The sequence below is a fragment of the Thalassobaculum sp. genome, from assembly GCF_040219615.1.
Taxonomy (GTDB): domain Bacteria; phylum Pseudomonadota; class Alphaproteobacteria; order Thalassobaculales; family Thalassobaculaceae; genus Thalassobaculum_A.
Window position 1 is genome coordinate 238720 of the sequence record NZ_JAVJSE010000014.1, and the last position, 15769, is coordinate 254488.

Genomic DNA, 15769 nt, shown 5'->3' on the forward strand with positions numbered 1-15769 from the left:
ATGAAAACGGGACCGACATGCTGATCAAGGATCTTCCGACCCCGCACCTGCTGCTGGACCGCCGCAAGATGGAGCGCAACCTGTCGCGCATGCGCGACAGGGCCGCCGAGCTCGGGGTCCGGCTGCGGCCGCACGGCAAGACCGCGAAATCGGCCGAGGTGGTCCGTCGCGCGGTCGGCGACGGCCCGCTGGCGGTCACGGTCTCGACCCTGCGCGAGGCCCGCTACTTCGCCGACGAGGGCATCCGCGACATCGTCCACGCCGTCTGCATCGCGCCGAACCGCCTGGCCGAGGCGGCCGGCCTGCTGCGCGAGGGCGTCGACCTGGCGATCACCACCGACAGCCCGGCGGTGGCGGCCGAGATCGTCCGCGCCGGCGGCGAGCTCGGGGTTCGGTTCGCGGTCATGCTGGAGGTCGACGTCGGCGAGCACCGCGGCGGTGCCGCGCCGGAGTCGGACGAGCTGCTGGCGGCCGCACGGATCCTGCACGACGGCGCCATGGAGGTGCGCGGCGTGCTGGCCCATGCCGGCCACACCTACGGCTGCACCGAGCCGGAGGCGGTGGCGGACATCGCCGAGGCCGAGCGGGCCGGCGCGGTGGCCGCCGCCGGGCGGATCCGCGCCGCCGGCATCCCGTGCCGCGAGGTCAGCGTCGGCTCGACCCCGGGCGCGCTGTTCGCCCGCCATTTGGAGGGCGTCACCGAGTTCCGGCCCGGCGTCTACATGTTCATGGACCTGTTCCAGGCCGGGGTCGGCTGCTGCGGGCTCGACGACGTCGCGCTGACGGTGCTGTCGACGGTGATCAACCACCGCCCGGCCCAGGGCACCGCCCACATCGACGCCGGCGCCTTGGCGCTGTCGAAGGATCGTTCGACCGCGACCCAGCCGCACGACCGCGGCTTCGGCCTGGTGACCGACGTCCACGGCCTGCCGCATCCCGGGCTGACCGTCGAGGCCGTCCACCAGGAGCACGGCCGGCTGGCCGGGCCCGGCGGCGTGCCGTTCACGGTGATGCCGATCGGCTCGCGGGTCCGGGTGCTGCCGAACCACGTCTGCATGACCGCGGCCATGTACGAGCGCTATGCCGTCGTCGACGGTACCGAACTGGGCGACGACCAGCCGGTCGAGACGTTCTGGGATCGCGTGAACGGCTGGTAGGGATCGGGCCGGCCTGCTACCGCGAGGTGGCCTGGGCCAGCTGCTGCTCGGTGACCTGGGCGCCGTCGAGATCGGCCCCCTTGAGATGGGCCCGGGTCAGCCGGGCACCGGACAGGTTGGCGCCCTTCAGGTTGGCGCCGGTCAAGCGGGCGCCGGTCAGGTCCACGTCCACCAAGATGGTACCGGACAGGTTCGCCACCCACAGCCGGCCGGTCGGCTGACCGTCGGCGCCCTTCAGCTCGACCGAGGTCAGGTCGACGCCGGCGAGCCGGGCGCCGGTCAGGTCGGCGCCGGCCAGGTTCACCCCGGCGAGCTCGGCATCGCGCAGGTCGGCGCCGCTCAGCCGGGCGCCGGACAGGTCGGACATCACCAGGCTGGTGCGCCGCATGACCGCGCCGGCCAGGATCGCCTCCCGCAGGTCGGCGCCCGACAGGTTGACGTCGGAGATGTCGATGTTGCTGAGGTCGGTCTTGGCGAGTTGTGCCCGCGAGCCGCCGCGCCCCTGTTCGCGGATCCAGACCGCGTGCTCGCGCAGGATGTCGCGCATCGACCGCGACAGACCGCGGCCGTCGCCGGCGCTGAGGTTGGCGCCGGCGAGGTCGGCCGACGACAGGTCGACATTCTCCAGCACGGCGCCGTGCAGGTCCGACTTCTGGAACTGGGTCCGGTGGATCAGTGCGCCGGTCAGGTTCGCGCCGGCCAGGTTGGCCCCGATTATGCGCGCGCTCGACAGGTTGGCGCCCGACAGGTCGGCGCCCTGCAGGTTGGCGCCCTCCAGGTTGACACCCGACAGGTTGGCGCCGCACAGCAGCGTCTTCTCCAGGGTGGCGCCGATCATGCTGGAATGCGACAGGTCGGTGCCTGACAGGTTGGCGCCGCCCATGTCGGCCTCGTCCATGTCCGACTGGCCGATGTTGGAGCGGATGATCGTCGCCGGCGCGGCCGGATTGCCGCTGATCAGCGCGCCGCCGCGCAGATCGGCCTCCTTCAGGTTCGCGCCGGCGAGGTTGGCGCCGCGCATGAAGGCGCCCCGCAGATCGGCCCGGATCAGCAGCGCCCGGTTGAGATCGGCGCCGTCGAGGTTGGCGCAGAACATGTCCGCGAACGACAGATCGGCGCCGGACAGGATGGCCCGCGCCATATAGGCGCCGGACAGCTTCGCGGACTGCAGGTTGATCTGCGCCAGGTTGAAATCCGCGAGATTGCAGCCGGACAGGTCGGCCCGAGTGCCGCCGGATTTCCGCTGCAGCCACCGTTCGTGGCTGGCGATGATATCGAGGATCTGCTCGGGGGTCATCGACATCAGAGCACGTCAGTTCCAGCCGTCGACAACGACCCGGTAGATCTTGGCGGGCCGGGGTTCGTCGGCGTAGTAGTGCTCGTCGATCCGTAGCGACAGGGACAACTCCTCGCAGTAGTTCCGTAGCCGCTCGAATCCATTGGTCTTCTGAATGTCGTTCAGCGTGATCCCCTGGTCGCCGGCATTGGTGGTCTTGAGCGGTTCACCGGAATCGTCGGTGAGATAGTAGATCACGAATCCGCCACCGGTCGGACCAACCTTTGCATCGGCATAGCGCGCCACGTCGTCCGCGACTCGCGTCATCAGGCGCTCCAACTGGTCGCTGATCGTGGCAAGCATGCGTCCGCGCGCTTCTTTGGTGGGTGCTGGCAATCCCGTATACATCAAAAGCGGTTTCGCGACCCGAGCATGCCGCTCGGGGTGGATGGCCTTGTCATAGCGTTACCGGCAAAAGGTTAAAAGGATGTTTCGCGACAATCTGCCGAATTGGCGTAGTTCGATTGCCGCTCGGAAAGCCGGGGCCGGGAACGCCCCGGGGCCGCTCAGGCGGTCGCCGCCTCGTTGTTGACCGCCGAGTCGAGCTGCTCGACGTCGACGATGGCGTCGGTGAAGTTGCAGCCGGTGATATCGGCGCCGGTCAGGTCGGCGCCGGTCAGGTCGCAATGCGACAGGTTGGCGCCGCGCAGGTTGGCACCCTTCAGCTTGGCGTCGTTCAGCTTGGCGCCCGACAGGTTGGCGGGCCACAGCCGGCCGGTCGGGCGGCCCTTGCTGTCCTTGAGGTTGACAGGCCCGATGATCGACTTCTCCAGGTTGGCGCCGGTCAGGTTGGCGCCCGACAGGTTGATGCCCTCCAGCATCGACTTCGCGAGGTTGCAGCCTTCGAGGTTGCACTTGGCCAGGTCGGACATGACCAGCAGCACCTCGGCCAGGTTGGCGCCGGACAGGTTGGAGCCGTGCAGGTCGGCGCCGGACAGGTTCACGCCGGGGATGTCGATGAAGGTCAGGTCGGTATTGACCAGCACCGCCCGATGGCCGAGGCGTCCGTCCTCACGGATCCAGACATAGTGGTTGTTCAGGGTGTCGCGGATGTCGGCCGGCAGCGAATCCTCGCTGCGGACCATGTTCGCGCCGGTCAGGTTGGCCGACGCCATGTCGCAGCCGTCGATGTTCGCGCCCGCGAGGTTGGCGTGCTTGAACACCGTGTTGTCGATCACCGCGTTCTTCAGGTTGACGTCCTGCAGGTTGGCGCCGGTGAAATCGGTGTCGGCCAGGATGCAGTTCGAGAGGTCGGCGCCCTCCAGGTTGGCGTTTCGCAGGTTGACGCTGGACAGGTTGGCGCCGGTCAGGGTGGCGCCCGCCAGGTTGGCGTTGGCCATGGCCGAGTTCGAGAGGTCGGCGCCGCGCTCGTTGCGGGTCGGCGCCTCGCGGCTGCCGTCCTCGCCCTCCGAGCCGAACATCAGCGTCCCGCCGCGGAAGTCGGCGCCGCGCAGGTTGGCGCCGTTGAAGTTCACGTTGCGGATGTTGGCGCCGCGCAGGTCGGCGTTCTCGAAGTTGGCGCCCTTGGCGTCGGCCCCGTCCATGACGGCGCAGAACATGTCGGTGTGACTGAGGTCGGTACGGATCAGAATGGCCCGCGACAGGTCGGCGCCGGACATCTTGGCGCCGCGCAGGCGCGCACCCTCGAGCGAGAACCCCGCGAGGTTCTGCCGCGCCAGGTTGGCGCGCACGCCGCCGCGGCCCTTCTGAAGCCACGACTCATGCTCTTGTAGAACGCTCACAAACTGCTGCGGCGTCATGCCGGCGCCCCCGAGATCCCTTGCCGAACCGGTTCAGGCTTCCCCAACCCTGTCGCATGAAACGTTAACATATTCTATCACGCAGGTGCGACCGGGTGCGCGCCCGCTGACTGTCGAACCCATGCAGGGACCGTGCCGGATGGCGGTCCGGCCGGGTCACTCGGCCGGCGCCTTGCCCTCGGCGACGGTCCCGCCGACCGATTGCGCCCGGGAACTGGCCGAGCGTCCCTCGATGGCGGCCATGAACAGCGACAGCATCGGCGGTATCAGCCCGAGGGTCAGGAGCGCCGACAGCGAAAGCCCGCCGACGACGACCGATCCCAGGCCGCGATACAGCTCCGAGCCGGCGCCCGGCATCAGCACCAGCGGCATCATCCCGAGCACGCTGGTCAGGGTCGACATGAAGATCGGCCGGATCCGGTTGCTGGTGGCTTCCAGGATCGCCTCCGCCGGGGTCAGTCCTTCCTTGCGCAGGTGGTAGAGAGTCTGGTCGACCAGCAGGATGGCGTTGTTGACCACGGTCCCGATCAGGATGACGAAGCCGAGCAGCGTCAGCATGTCGAGGTTCTGCTGGTACAGCCGGTTCAGCAGCCACAGCCCGATCACCCCGCCGGCGGTCGCCAGCGGCACCGAGAACACGATGATCAGCGGGTAGAAGAAGCTCTCGAACAGCACCGCCATGACCAGGTAGACGATGACCAGGGCCAGCGCGAGATCCAGGACCATGTGGTTCCAGGTCTCGGTCAGCTTGTCCGCGGTGCCGGACATCAGCAGCTTGGTGCCCGGCGGCAGGCCCTCGGCGCGCAGCGGCTCGATCACTTCCGACGTCAGGATCTCCATCGCCTGCTCGAGCGGCATCGCCGGCGGCGGGCTGATCTGCAGCGTGATGGTGCGGGCCCGCTCGCGATGGCGGATCTCGGTCGGCCCGGCGGTCTCGAACACGCTGGCGAGCGACCCGACCGGCACGATCGTCCCGGAAGCGGTCACCACCGGCAGGTCGCGGATGCCCTGGGTCTGGCCGATCTGCTTGACCGGGCCGCGCAGGGTCAGGTCGATGCGTTCCCCGCCGACCGTGATCTCGGCCACCCGCATGCCGTCGTTGAAGGCGTCGACGGTCTGGCCGAGTTCGACCGCGCTGATGCCGTTGTCGGCCAGCCGGATACGGTCGGGGACCACCCGGATCTCCGGGGCGCCCAGTGTCAGGCCCGGCTGCGGCCGCATCTGGGTGCCCTGGTCGCGCGGCATGGCCGTCGAGACCTTGCGGGCGGCCCGGCCGGCGACCTCGACGATCTGCTCCAGGCTGCCGCCGGCGATGTCCAGGTCGATGGCCCTGGCGCCGCCGATGCCGCGGCCGAACAGCGAGGTCTGCTGGAAGAAGCCGAGGGTGCCGGGCTCGCGGAACGCGGCGTCCCGCATCGGCTTGATGAGGTCGGCGGCGCGCCCCGGGTCGACGGCCGCCGCCCCGATGATGGCGTTGGCCCGGAACGCCGCGAAGAAGAACTGCTCGATCTTCGGCTGACCGTCGGCGGTGGTCGGGGTCGGGTCGCCGTCCTCGGCCCACAGTGCGCGGGTCGCATCCTCGATGCGGCCGGCGATCTCGGTCATGGTGCCGAGGTTGTAGCCGGCCGGCGGCTGCACCCAGCCGATCACCAGGTTCCGATTGCCGTTCGGCAGGTAGTCGATCTTCGGCAACATCACCCAGGTGACCAGCGAGGTGGCCGCGGTGAGGCCGACGATCATGCCGATCGCGGCCGACCGGCGGCCGATCGCCAGCCGGGTCAGCGCCAGCGCGCCGGCCTTGAAGGCGTCGGCGCCGGCGTCGATCAGCGGCACCCGCAGCGCTCTCGTCGAATTCGGGTTCTTGCCGAGCAGCCGGCCGGCCAGCGCCGGAATCACCGTGACCGACACCAGCAGCGACAGCAGCACGGCGACGGAGATCGCAACCGCGATGTCCCGGAACAGCTGGCCGACCTCCAGCTTCATGATCAGGATCGGCAGGAACACCATGACCGTGGTCAAGGCCGAGACCAGCACCGCGCCCCAGACCTGGCTGGCGCCCCGGTAGGCGGCGTCGCGGGCGCTGTGGCCGCTCTGGCGCAGCCGGAAGATATTCTCCAGCACCACGATGGCGGCATCCACCACCATGCCGACGGCGAAGGCAATGCCGGCCAGCGAGATCACGTTGATCGAGCGGCCGAGCGCGGCCATGGCGACGAATGAGCCGATCACCGACACCGGGATCGCCAGCGACACCACCAGCGTCGCCTGCCACGACCGCAGGAAGATGAACAGCACTGTCGCCGCCAGGGCGCCGCCGATGTAGATGTTGCTGGTGACGAGGTCGATCGCGGAATTGATGTAGGTGGTCTCGTCGTAGACCTGCTGAAGGATCAGGTTCTGCGCCGGCAGGTAGTCCCGCTGCAGGTCGGCGATGGCATCGCGCACGCCCTGCATGGTCTCGATGACGTTGGCACCGGTCTCGCGGTACATCGGCATGCCGATCGCCGGCACGCCGAAGCGGCGGATGTTGGACACCGCCTCCTTGTAGTCGAACACCACCTCGGCGACGTCGCCGACGGTGACGCGCGCCACCCGGCCGGTGAGCGGGTCGGTATCGGTGCGCAACACCACGTCGCGGACGATGGTTGGGCTCTCCAGGTCGCCCTCGGTCCGCACCGTGTAGCGACGCTTGCCTTCCTCGACGGCGCCGCCGGAGATCGACGCGTTGGCCTGGCGCAGCGCCGCCACGACCTGCGGGACGGTGATCTGGAACTGGGCGAGCCGTTCCGGGATCACCACCACCTGCATCTCGCGCTCGCTGCCGCCGTAGATGTTCATGCGGGCGATGCCGGGCACGCGCTCGATGCGGTCCTTGATGACGTCCTCGACGAAGTCGTAATAGGTGCCGATCCGGCGCTCGTTGCCCGGTCCCGGCATCAGCACCATCCAGGCGATGGCGTTGTCGTCCGACCCGGCGGTGTCGAGGATCGGTTCCTCGGCCTCGTCGGGATAGTCGCCGACCCGGTCCAGGCGGTTCGCCACCAGCAGCAGCGCCTTGTCCATGTCGGTGCCGATCTGGAACTCCAGCTCGATCGAGGCGCGCCCGACCTCCGACCGGCTGCTCATCTTGCGCAGGCCCTCGAGGCCGCGCAGCTCGTCCTCCTGGCGGTTGACGATCTCGCGCTCGACCTCGGCCGGCGCCGCGCCGGCCCAGTCCGTACGCACGCTGATCACCGGCTGATTGACGTCGGGGGCCAGCTGAATCGGGATGCTGAGCAGCGCCACATAGCCGAACAGAATCACCATGAGCACGGTGGAGATCACCGCGATCGGGCGTTCGATGGAGGCGCGGATCAGGTCCATGGTCTGCCCTTCACGGTCTCATGACTGTGGTTGCACGGCCTGGCCGGAGCGCAGGTTCTCGTTGCCGCGCACCACCACCACGTCGCCGGCGGCCAGCCCCTGCAGTACCTCGTAGCGGCTGCCGAGGCTCTCGCCGAGCTGGACGCTCTTGGCCACCGCCTTGCCGTCGACCACCACGAATACCGACTGCCGGTCGCCGCTGCGCACGATGGCGTCCTTCGACACCGTCAGGACGTTGCGGGCGCCGCCTACCGGGATGTGCAGGGTCGTCGTCTGGTTGGCGGCGATGGCATAGGCGATCGGGTCGGCCTGGATCACGAAGCGCACCGCCCGGGTACGGGTTCGGGGATTCTCCTCGGGGACGATGGCACGTACCGCGGCGAAGACATGGCCGCCATTCGCCACCTCCGCCTCCACGGCCGTTCCCGCAGGCAGGGCCGAAAGCCGGTCCGCCGGCACGTCGGCCTCGATCTCGATCTCGGCATCGTTCAACAGGGTGACCACCGGGTCGCCGATCCGGACATAGGCGCCGGCGGAGGTGTGCTTCACGGTGACGACGCCGTCATAGGGTGCGCGGACACTGGCATCGGCGACGGCGATCTCGGCGAGGTTGAGCTGGGCGGCCGCGGCCGCCAGGTCGGCTTCGGCGCGCACCAGCGACGCCTGGGCGATCTCGACGTCGCGCTGGGCGTCGTCGGCGAGATCCCTGCGGAACGCGGTCGAACCCTTCAGGCGGTCCTGCCGGTCCAGGGTCTGGCGGGCCTTGGCGGCGGTGGCACGATCGCGCGCGACCGCCGCCTTCGCCGCCCGGACCGCGGCGTCGCGCAGCTCGCGTTCGCTCTCCAGCCGGTCATGGGACAGCATCGCCAGCACGTCGCCCCGCTTGACCCGATCGCCGACCTGCACCGCCACACTGGCCACACGCTCGGCGACGCGCGCCGCCACGGGGCCGTTCTGGCGCGCCACCAGGCGACCGAGGACGTCGATGGTCTGGCTCATCGGCTCTTCGTGCACGGTATCGACGCCGACGGCCTGCTTGCGCTCCTGGCCGGGGGCCGATTGGGCGAAAGCCGGGGCGATCGTCGCGGCGAGGCCGACCAGGACGAGGGCGGTGCGGAGGCAGGGGAACATTCGGCGCATCCTGTCGAACACCAACGGGGTCCGGGCACGCGACCGGACCAAGGCTTATATCAACGAATCCTCGCACCTGCGAAGACCGAACCTATTGGCATACGCCTATCCAACGCGGCCGGATGTCAAACCAGTCGCAGCATCAGCAGTGCCAGCCCGGCCGCCAGCAGAGCCAGCCGCTTCCAGGAGAACAGGGCGGCGCCGTCGCCGCCGGCCAGTGCAGCGGCCACCAGCCACAGGGCGGCGCCGATCCGCAGGAACGCCACGCCCGCTTCGAAGGGCTGGCCAAGCGGGTCGAGGATCGCCGGCTGCACCACGAAGGCGATCGGCACCAGGTACAGGCCGAGGCCGAGCCGCAGCGCCCGCCCGGCGACCGCCAGCCAGGGCGCGTCGGCCATGCCGGCGGCGATGAACACGGTGCCGCACACCGGTGGCGTGATGGTCGACAGCAGGGCGTACCAGAACACGAACAGATGGGTGACCAGCGGCGGCAGGCCGAGCTCGATCAGCGCCGGCCCGGCGACCGCGACGCAGATCACGTAGGCCGCCGTGGTCGGCACCTCCATGCCGAGGATCAGGCAGGCGAGGGCCGTCAGCGCCAGCGCCGCCCACAGCTGGCCGCCGGACAGCGCCAGCATCGCCGAGGTGACCTTCACGCCCAGGCCGGTCTGGTTCAGCACCCCGACGATCAGCCCGGCGCACACGATGATCGCGGCGATCCCGGCGGTCTGGCGGCCCGCGTCCACCGCCGCCTTCGCGACCCGGTCGAGGAAGGCGCGCGGGACCGGGCGCAGCCGCTCGTCGACCGCCAGCAGGGCGACGGCGGTGACGATGGCGGCGCCGGCCGCCGACTGCGGCGTGCGACCGGTGCCGAACAGCACCGCCAGCAGCACCCCGAAGGGCAGCACGAAGAACGGCAGCAGCGCCAGCACCGCCCGCCCGGACGGCCGCTCCGATGCCGGCATCGGCGCCAGCCCGGCGCGCGCGGCCTGGCGGTCGACGCCGATCCAGCAGGCCACGAAGAACAGGATCGCCGGCAGGGTCGCGGCGATCACGATGTCGGTGTAGGGGCGGGTCAGCAGCTCGGCCATGACGAAGGCGCCGGCGCCCATCAGCGGCGGCATGATCTGCCCGCCGGTCGAGGCCACCGCCTCGACCGCGGCCGCCAGGCTGGCGGGATAACCGAGCCGCTTCATGGTCGGCAGGGTGATGGCGCCGGTCGAGGCGACGTTGGCCGAGGCCGAGCCGCTGATCGAACCGAACAGCGCCGAGGCGATCACCGCCACCTTGGCGGCGCCGGCCCGCAGCCCGCCGGCGCTCCACACCGCGATCGCCATGAAGGCGCGGCCGGCCTCGCCGCTGCCGACCACCGAGCCGAGCAGCACGAACACCGCCACCACGTCGACCGAGATGCCGGTCAGCGGCCCCCACAGGCCGCCCTCGGCGATGGTCAGGGTGCCGAGGAAGCTGGCGAGCGGAAACCCCGGGTGGCCGAACCGGCCGGGCAGCAGATCGCCGAACACGCCGTAGGCGAGGGCGACCACCGCGACCGCCGGCAGGATCCACTTGATCGCCCGCCGCCCCATCTCCAGCACCACCAGGATCAGGGTGAGCGACAGGGCGATCTGCAGCGGGCCCTCGAGGTAGCCGTACTGGTCGACCAGGCTGTCGCGGTCCAGCGCGATCCACAGGCAGCCGGCCGCCCCCAGCGCCGCCGCCAGCCAGCCGCCCCAGCGGGCCAGCCGCCCGGACGCCGGCGCGAACACGAAGATCCAGGGCAGGGCCAGCAGCAGGTGCAGCGGGCGGGTGACCAGGTTCGGCAGCAGGCCGGCCGACATCAGGTAGAGGTGATAGCCGGCGCCGAGCAGGCCCCAAAGCACCGCGACCCGCCGGACCAGGGGATGGTCCAGCGGGTCGAGGGCCGTGGGAAGGCGATCCGGCGCGGCGGCGCCGCGCTGGTTGCCGGCGGTCACTTCAGGGCGTCGGGCACGGCAACGCCGGCCTCGGCGTAATACTTCGCGGCGCCCGGGTGCAGCTTGGCCCCGAGATTGGCCAGCATCGCGGTGTTCACGCCGCCCCACCACGGGTTGCTCTTGGTCATGCCGTCCTTGCCGGTCCAGAACGCCTTGGTGAGCTTGTAGGCGGTGTCGTCGTCCATCGAGGCGACGGTGTAGGCGTTGACCGGCAGCGAGATGGTGGTGACGTCGGTGTCGACGCCGGGATAGGTGCCGGCCGGGATCACCAGCCTGTCGCCCTTGACCTTCTCCAGGTCGGCGGCACTCAGGCTCAGCAGCCGGACGGCGGTGCCGGCGGCAGCCTCGGTGACGTTCGGTGCCGGGTAGGAGCCGGCGGTCGCGAACCCGGCGACCTGGTTGTTCTTCAGCGCCGGCACCGCGGCGTTCAGTTCGACGTCGACGAACGACACCTTGTCGTCGATGCCCAGCGCCGTGAACACGTCGTGGGTCTTGCGCTCGCCGAAGCTGCCCTTGCCGCCGGCGATGAAGCTCTTGCCGGCGAGGTCGGCGAAGCCCTGGACGCCGGAGTCGGCGCGCACCACCCAGTGCATGGTCAGCGACGGGATCGGGAACAGGCCACGCACCACGTCGTAGCCGGTCTCGCCCTCGAACGGCTTCTTGCCGGCCATGGCGTTGCCGACCAGCGACGGCGGCGAGGTGAACACGTAGCCGCCGGTCCGGCGCGAGGCCTCCTTGACGTTCTGCACCGAGCCCTGGCTCTCCTCGACGGTGACGTCCAGCCCGGCGGCGGCCTTCGCGACCTCGGAGAGCTGCACGGCCATCACGTAGTAGGACGAGCCGGACTTGGCGGCCTTCAGGGTGACGCGGCCGTCGGCAGCGGCCGGGCCGGCCGCCGACAGGGTGAGTGCGGCGGCGGCCAGGGCCGCCGTCAGGGTCTTCTTCATGCTGGTTTCCTCCCACCGATCGCGCTGGCCGGGATGCGGCTGCCTGCGCGGTTGGCGGCAGGGGAGCACCGGTGCAATTGGCCGTCAAGCGGGCGTGGCGGGTGGTCCGGCGGGATGCCGCGGATTCTGGAACCCGGCCGCCCCCGGGGCCGCGGGGGCGAGCGGTCGCGCCGGCTGCCGCGGATTCCGGAAAGGTTGTTCTTCGGGTATCCTTTGCAGTGATGTAGGGAGGCTCGGGGAATACCCCGGTCGACGGGCGGACGGAGGATGAGGGTGACGGCAAGGGCCGAAGCACGAATGTTCTCCGGTTCGGCGACGATCCCGGGTTTTCGCCGGCCGGCCCCGATGTCGGTGTCGCCTCCTCCCCCACGTCGTCATTCCGGAGCGGCGCGCGCCAGCGGGACGCATCCGGAACCCACGAAGCGACCTACGGTGTTCACACATCTCGAAATGGCGTGCGGTTTCATGCAGTTCGTGACGCCCGTCATTTCGTGGTTCCCGGAGCCGGCTGCTCGCGCAGCCTCTCCGGGATGACGACAGGGGGGTGGGATCTCGCAGTGAAATCGGCCGAATTCCGCCAAACTTCCGTCATTCCGGAGGGGACGCGTGAGCGTCCGGCTCCGGAACCCACCAGCCGCCGAGAAATGTGTGAACACCGTAGGTCGCACCGTGGGTTCCGGCTCGCCCGCGCCGGCGCGCGGGCGTCCGGAATGACGACAAAGGGGGGGATGATGGACGACCGGGACAGCAAGGAATTCTCACGGCATGGCTCAACTGCCGCATGGCAGTGGTAGCCTCGCTGCCAATTCTGGCCAAAGTCGAACTCAGAGCGTGTGAACCTATCCCAGCGCGGTCTGCGCCGCTCAGGCACCCGCTCCCGCCAGGGCGTGGACGCGGATGTCGCCGGCGCCGTGCCGGGCCAGGATGTCGCGTGCCCTGGCTTCCTCGGACGGATCGCGCAGCCTGACCCAGAGCAGGATCCCGCCGCGTTCGAGCTGCCGGCGCAGGAACGCCTCGTGCTGCTTGTCGAGGGCGCCGGTGACCCCTTCCGCCAGCGCCACCGCGCCGCCGCCGGCGACGGCGGCCCCGACGATCGCCGTCAGGGCGGCACCGCCGGTCAGGATGGTCGCGCCCGAGGCGGCGAACGCGGCGATCACGCCCGCCATGCCGGCGGCCAGAGTCCGGGTCTGCCGCATGTCCGGCCCGGTGGTCACCGCCCCGGTGTCCGTGTCCGGTTCGCCGGCCAGCTTTTTCGGGTCGTCGACGTCGCCGGCCTGCGGGATCAGGTGGTGCTGCGCCAGCACGCTCAGTTCGGAACGGTCCCAGCCGGCGCTGGTGATCCCGGCGATCGCCGCCTCCAGCGCCTCCGGCGAGGGCATGGTGCCGACGATTTCGAGGTTCGATCGGTCGGTTCCGGTCATTTTCGTCGCCTTTCGGGATTGGCTTCGAGAACGGGCGGAGGGGCTCCGTTGCTAGAGCTTCGACTTCATCGCGATCTCGCGCCGGCGGCGCGAGGCGGGATTGGGCCGGTCGAGCGGCTCATGCGCCGCGCGGCCGTCGACATACAGCGTCGGGCCTTCGGCGTAGGTGTTCAGCACGCCCTGTTCGGCTGTGGGGGCGCGAACCGCTGTGACGACCAGCCGTCGCCGCATGACCTCGTCGGCGACCGGCGGAACCGCGGCCGGCAGCGGCAGTGGCTCGCTGTCCGCTCCCGCGCGGTCGGCCTCGTCGAACGACAGGATGCCGACCAGCAGGTGGGCCCGGTCGACCACGCAGAAATGACTGATCTCCGTGCGGGCGGCGATCGCCGCCCCGAGGACCAGCGGGTCGTCGACATACAGGAACGGCACGGTCGAGCGCATGCCGTCGAGCACGGTGCGGCCTCCGGTTCCGGCCTCGGCGTCGAGCAGCCTCAGCGACAGCACCCCGACGATGGCGTCGCCGTCGACCACCGGCGCGAACGGCATGCCTGCCGCGTGCATGCGCGCCAGCGCCTCGGCCATGGCGTTGTCCGGATGCACGATGACGTCCGGCGGCCAGGTCACATGGTCGCCCGCCAGCGGGCCGGCAGGGTCCGGGGGGCCGGGAATGCCCGTCATCGCCGGTGCTCCTACCGCCGGGACAGGGCGGACTGCAGGCCGGCGGCGCCCGAGGCGGTCACGGTACGGCCGATCAGGATGTCCCTGGTCGTGGTCCCCGCGCCGTAGTAGGCGGCGTTCTTCTCCGGATTCGGGCGGATCAGCGTGCCGTCGAGCGCGCCGCCGCCGAACAGGCCCTTCGAGCGCGAGAACGCGACCATGTCGGCCTTGTCGAGCGAGCCGACCGAGCTGGCGCTCGCCCCGCCGCCGACCTCGCCGACCGAGATGCTGGCGTCGGCGCCGACCTTGAACTGGTCGGTCAGCAACGCGTTCACGCCCTTCTCGGTCATGATGGCGATCAGCACGCGCTTGGACTCGGCACCGACCTGCAGCCCGATGCTGCCGCCGGCCATCGAGTAGAACGCCGGCGCGCTCCAGCCGCCGTCCATGGTCCGGGTCAGCATGACGCCGTCGCCGAACTCGCCGCCGACGATGAAGCCGGCCTTCAGCAGCTGCGGGACGATCAGGACCGCCTTGGCCTTCTGCATGTACGGGGCGAAGTCGCCGTAGCGCTCCTCGGCCTTCAGCTCGGTCACGACGGCCGCGGCCCGGTCGACCAGCGCCTGCGGCGTCTCCGCCTCCTGCGCGATGCTGCCGCCGACCGGCAGCAGGCTTCCGGCCATCAGGGCCAGGGCCCCGAGAACGAAGGTGGATCGACGCATGACATGGCCTCTCGGTTCGAATTGCTTGACGGGAAACGCCTGGATCGGGCGCCGGGTTGCCTCCCGGACCGCAGGCGCCGTGCACGCAGCCGAGCACGGCCTGAAGGGACCGGCCAGATCAATGACCCGGCCGGGCGGGTCCGGGCTATACCTCGGTCTCCGCCATCGAACACAGCAGCGTCCACTGCTCGTCGGTGACCGGCACCACCGACAGCCGCGACTGGCGGACCAGCGCGAAGCCCTCGAGCCGCGGCTCGGCCTTGATGTCGGCCAGGGTCACCGGCCTGTTCACCGGCTTGACCGCCTTGATGGTCACCATCCCGAAGCGGCCGGATTCGTCGGTCGGGTCCGGGTGGTAGGTCTCGATCACCTCGACGATGCCGACGATCCGCTTCTCGTCGACCGAGTGATAGAAGAAGCCGCGGTCGCCGACGACCATGGCCTTCATGTTGTTGGCCGCCTGGTGGTTGCGGACCCCGTTCCAGCCCTCGCCCGCCGCGCCCTTGGCCAGCTGGTCGTCCCACGACCACGCCCCGGGCTCGGACTTGAACAGCCAATACGCCATCGCCCGCCTCCCGTTCAGCCGGCCACGGCCGGGTTGAAGAACGCCTTGCGCCAGCGGGTGATCCGCACGCTCTCGAACAGGCCGGCCTTGGCGAACGGGTCGTCGTCGGCGAACGCCCGGGCCGCCGCGGCGTCCGGCGCGTCGATGATCAGCACCGAGCCGAGCATGGCCTCGCCGTCCTCGCCGAGCTGGGCGCCGCCGACCAGGATCCGGTCCTCGCGGGCCTTCAGGTACTCGATATGCGCCGGGCGATGCGCCATCCGCAGGTCCATCGAGTCCGGCTTGTCGATACAGTAGATGGCGTAGAGCATCGCTCTCTCCATGGTCGCGCTTCCGTCGCGCCGAACGCTAGCCGATCGTATGCCGCGGCGAAAGCGCCGGCGCCGCTCCGGCCGTTTCGGTGTCAGGCGGTCCCGCAGGTTCTGGTGACAGCGCATTTAATTCACGACTGGCGGGGCGGTTCTGGTGACAGTGCATTTAATTTACGACTGACGGGCAGTTCGAGGCGAGCATGGTGGCTCGGCGGTCTGGCCCAGTGGCCGGCAGATAAATGCACTGTCACCGAAATATGTTTTAAAATACGGTGAAAGTGCACTCGGCGGTGTCAATTTTGAAGTGCAACGTTCTGTGGCGTGGTCTGATCATCGGCGACTAGTTTTCGGAAGACCTCGTTTGGGGTGAGGAAGTCGAGGATTTTCCGGGGTCTGTCGTTGAGGCGCTCGGCAATGTCATTGAGG

Annotated in this window: 13 protein-coding genes; 1 reads left to right on the forward strand and 12 read right to left on the reverse strand. The window is 69.9% G+C overall.

The features are described from left to right. Positions 1–17 precede the first annotated feature (17 nt). Positions 18–1157 carry an alanine racemase gene (locus RIC31_RS10735; RefSeq protein ID WP_350106441.1) on the forward strand — a complete coding sequence of 380 codons (1140 nt, stop codon included), beginning with the start codon at positions 18–20 and terminating at the stop codon, positions 1155–1157. A 16-nt stretch (positions 1158–1173) separates the two neighbouring features. Here the strand turns inward: RIC31_RS10735 and RIC31_RS10740 are convergent, their stop codons facing one another. The 12 genes from RIC31_RS10740 to RIC31_RS10795 form a co-directional block, all read right to left on the reverse strand. Further along, entirely contained in the window at positions 1174–2460 is a 1287-nt protein-coding gene (locus RIC31_RS10740) for a pentapeptide repeat-containing protein (protein ID WP_350106445.1), read from the reverse strand. A 9-nt stretch (positions 2461–2469) separates the two neighbouring features. Continuing rightward, positions 2470–2760, reverse strand: a complete 291-nt coding sequence (locus RIC31_RS10745; RefSeq protein ID WP_350106448.1) for a hypothetical protein — start codon at positions 2758–2760, stop codon at positions 2470–2472. Between the two features lie 239 nt (positions 2761–2999). Beyond that, positions 3000–4235, reverse strand: a complete 1236-nt coding sequence (locus RIC31_RS10750; RefSeq protein ID WP_350106452.1) for a pentapeptide repeat-containing protein — start codon at positions 4233–4235, stop codon at positions 3000–3002. A gap of 174 nt (positions 4236–4409) precedes the next feature. Further along, positions 4410–7616, reverse strand: a complete 3207-nt coding sequence (locus RIC31_RS10755) for an efflux RND transporter permease subunit (RefSeq protein ID WP_350106455.1) — start codon at positions 7614–7616, stop codon at positions 4410–4412. An 18-nt stretch (positions 7617–7634) separates the two neighbouring features. Next, positions 7635–8747 (reverse strand): efflux RND transporter periplasmic adaptor subunit, encoded by a 1113-nt coding sequence (locus RIC31_RS10760; RefSeq protein ID WP_350106458.1) that lies wholly within the window; start codon positions 8745–8747, stop codon positions 7635–7637. Positions 8748–8872: 125 nt separating this feature from the next. Further along, a complete protein-coding gene (locus RIC31_RS10765; protein ID WP_350106461.1) occupies positions 8873–10720 on the reverse strand; it encodes a TRAP transporter permease in 1848 nt (615 codons plus the stop codon). Next, complete coding sequence (locus RIC31_RS10770; RefSeq protein ID WP_350106464.1) at positions 10717–11667, reverse strand: TAXI family TRAP transporter solute-binding subunit; 951 nt, start codon at positions 11665–11667, stop codon at positions 10717–10719. Before RIC31_RS10770 ends, RIC31_RS10765 begins: the two co-directional genes overlap by 4 nt. Positions 11668–12530: 863 nt before the next feature. Next, positions 12531–13088, reverse strand: a complete 558-nt coding sequence (locus tag RIC31_RS10775) for a hypothetical protein (protein ID WP_350106467.1) — start codon at positions 13086–13088, stop codon at positions 12531–12533. Between the two features lie 51 nt (positions 13089–13139). Further along, a complete protein-coding gene (locus RIC31_RS10780; protein ID WP_350106470.1) occupies positions 13140–13766 on the reverse strand; it encodes a CBS domain-containing protein in 627 nt (208 codons plus the stop codon). A gap of 11 nt (positions 13767–13777) precedes the next feature. Further along, the gene (locus RIC31_RS10785; RefSeq protein WP_350106473.1) at positions 13778–14467 is read right to left on the reverse strand and encodes a lipid-binding SYLF domain-containing protein; all 690 of its coding nucleotides are present in this window, start codon (positions 14465–14467) and stop codon (positions 13778–13780) included. Positions 14468–14612: 145 nt separating this feature from the next. Further along, entirely contained in the window at positions 14613–15032 is a 420-nt protein-coding gene (locus RIC31_RS10790) for an EVE domain-containing protein (protein WP_350106476.1), read from the reverse strand. 14 nt (positions 15033–15046) lie between these two features. Beyond that, the gene (locus RIC31_RS10795; protein ID WP_350106479.1) at positions 15047–15343 is read right to left on the reverse strand and encodes a YciI family protein; all 297 of its coding nucleotides are present in this window, start codon (positions 15341–15343) and stop codon (positions 15047–15049) included. Between the last annotated feature and the right edge of the window lie 426 nt (positions 15344–15769).

What these genes read in the sequence shown, in the direction of transcription:
- RIC31_RS10735 (WP_350106441.1), top strand. Translation starts at nt 18, where the DNA reads ATGCTGATCAAGGATCTTCCGACCCCGCACCTGCTGCTGGACCGCCGC.
- RIC31_RS10740 (WP_350106445.1), bottom strand. Translation starts at nt 2,460, where the DNA reads ATGTCGATGACCCCCGAGCAGATCCTCGATATCATCGCCAGCCACGAA.
- RIC31_RS10745 (WP_350106448.1), bottom strand. Translation starts at nt 2,760, where the DNA reads ATGACGCGAGTCGCGGACGACGTGGCGCGCTATGCCGATGCAAAGGTT.
- RIC31_RS10755 (WP_350106455.1), bottom strand. Translation starts at nt 7,616, where the DNA reads ATGGACCTGATCCGCGCCTCCATCGAACGCCCGATCGCGGTGATCTCC.
- RIC31_RS10760 (WP_350106458.1), bottom strand. Translation starts at nt 8,747, where the DNA reads ATGTTCCCCTGCCTCCGCACCGCCCTCGTCCTGGTCGGCCTCGCCGCG.
- RIC31_RS10770 (WP_350106464.1), bottom strand. Translation starts at nt 11,667, where the DNA reads ATGAAGAAGACCCTGACGGCGGCCCTGGCCGCCGCCGCACTCACCCTG.
- RIC31_RS10775 (WP_350106467.1), bottom strand. Translation starts at nt 13,088, where the DNA reads ATGACCGGAACCGACCGATCGAACCTCGAAATCGTCGGCACCATGCCC.
- RIC31_RS10780 (WP_350106470.1), bottom strand. Translation starts at nt 13,766, where the DNA reads ATGACGGGCATTCCCGGCCCCCCGGACCCTGCCGGCCCGCTGGCGGGC.
- RIC31_RS10785 (WP_350106473.1), bottom strand. Translation starts at nt 14,467, where the DNA reads ATGCGTCGATCCACCTTCGTTCTCGGGGCCCTGGCCCTGATGGCCGGA.
- RIC31_RS10790 (WP_350106476.1), bottom strand. Translation starts at nt 15,032, where the DNA reads ATGGCGTATTGGCTGTTCAAGTCCGAGCCCGGGGCGTGGTCGTGGGAC.
- RIC31_RS10795 (WP_350106479.1), bottom strand. Translation starts at nt 15,343, where the DNA reads ATGCTCTACGCCATCTACTGTATCGACAAGCCGGACTCGATGGACCTG.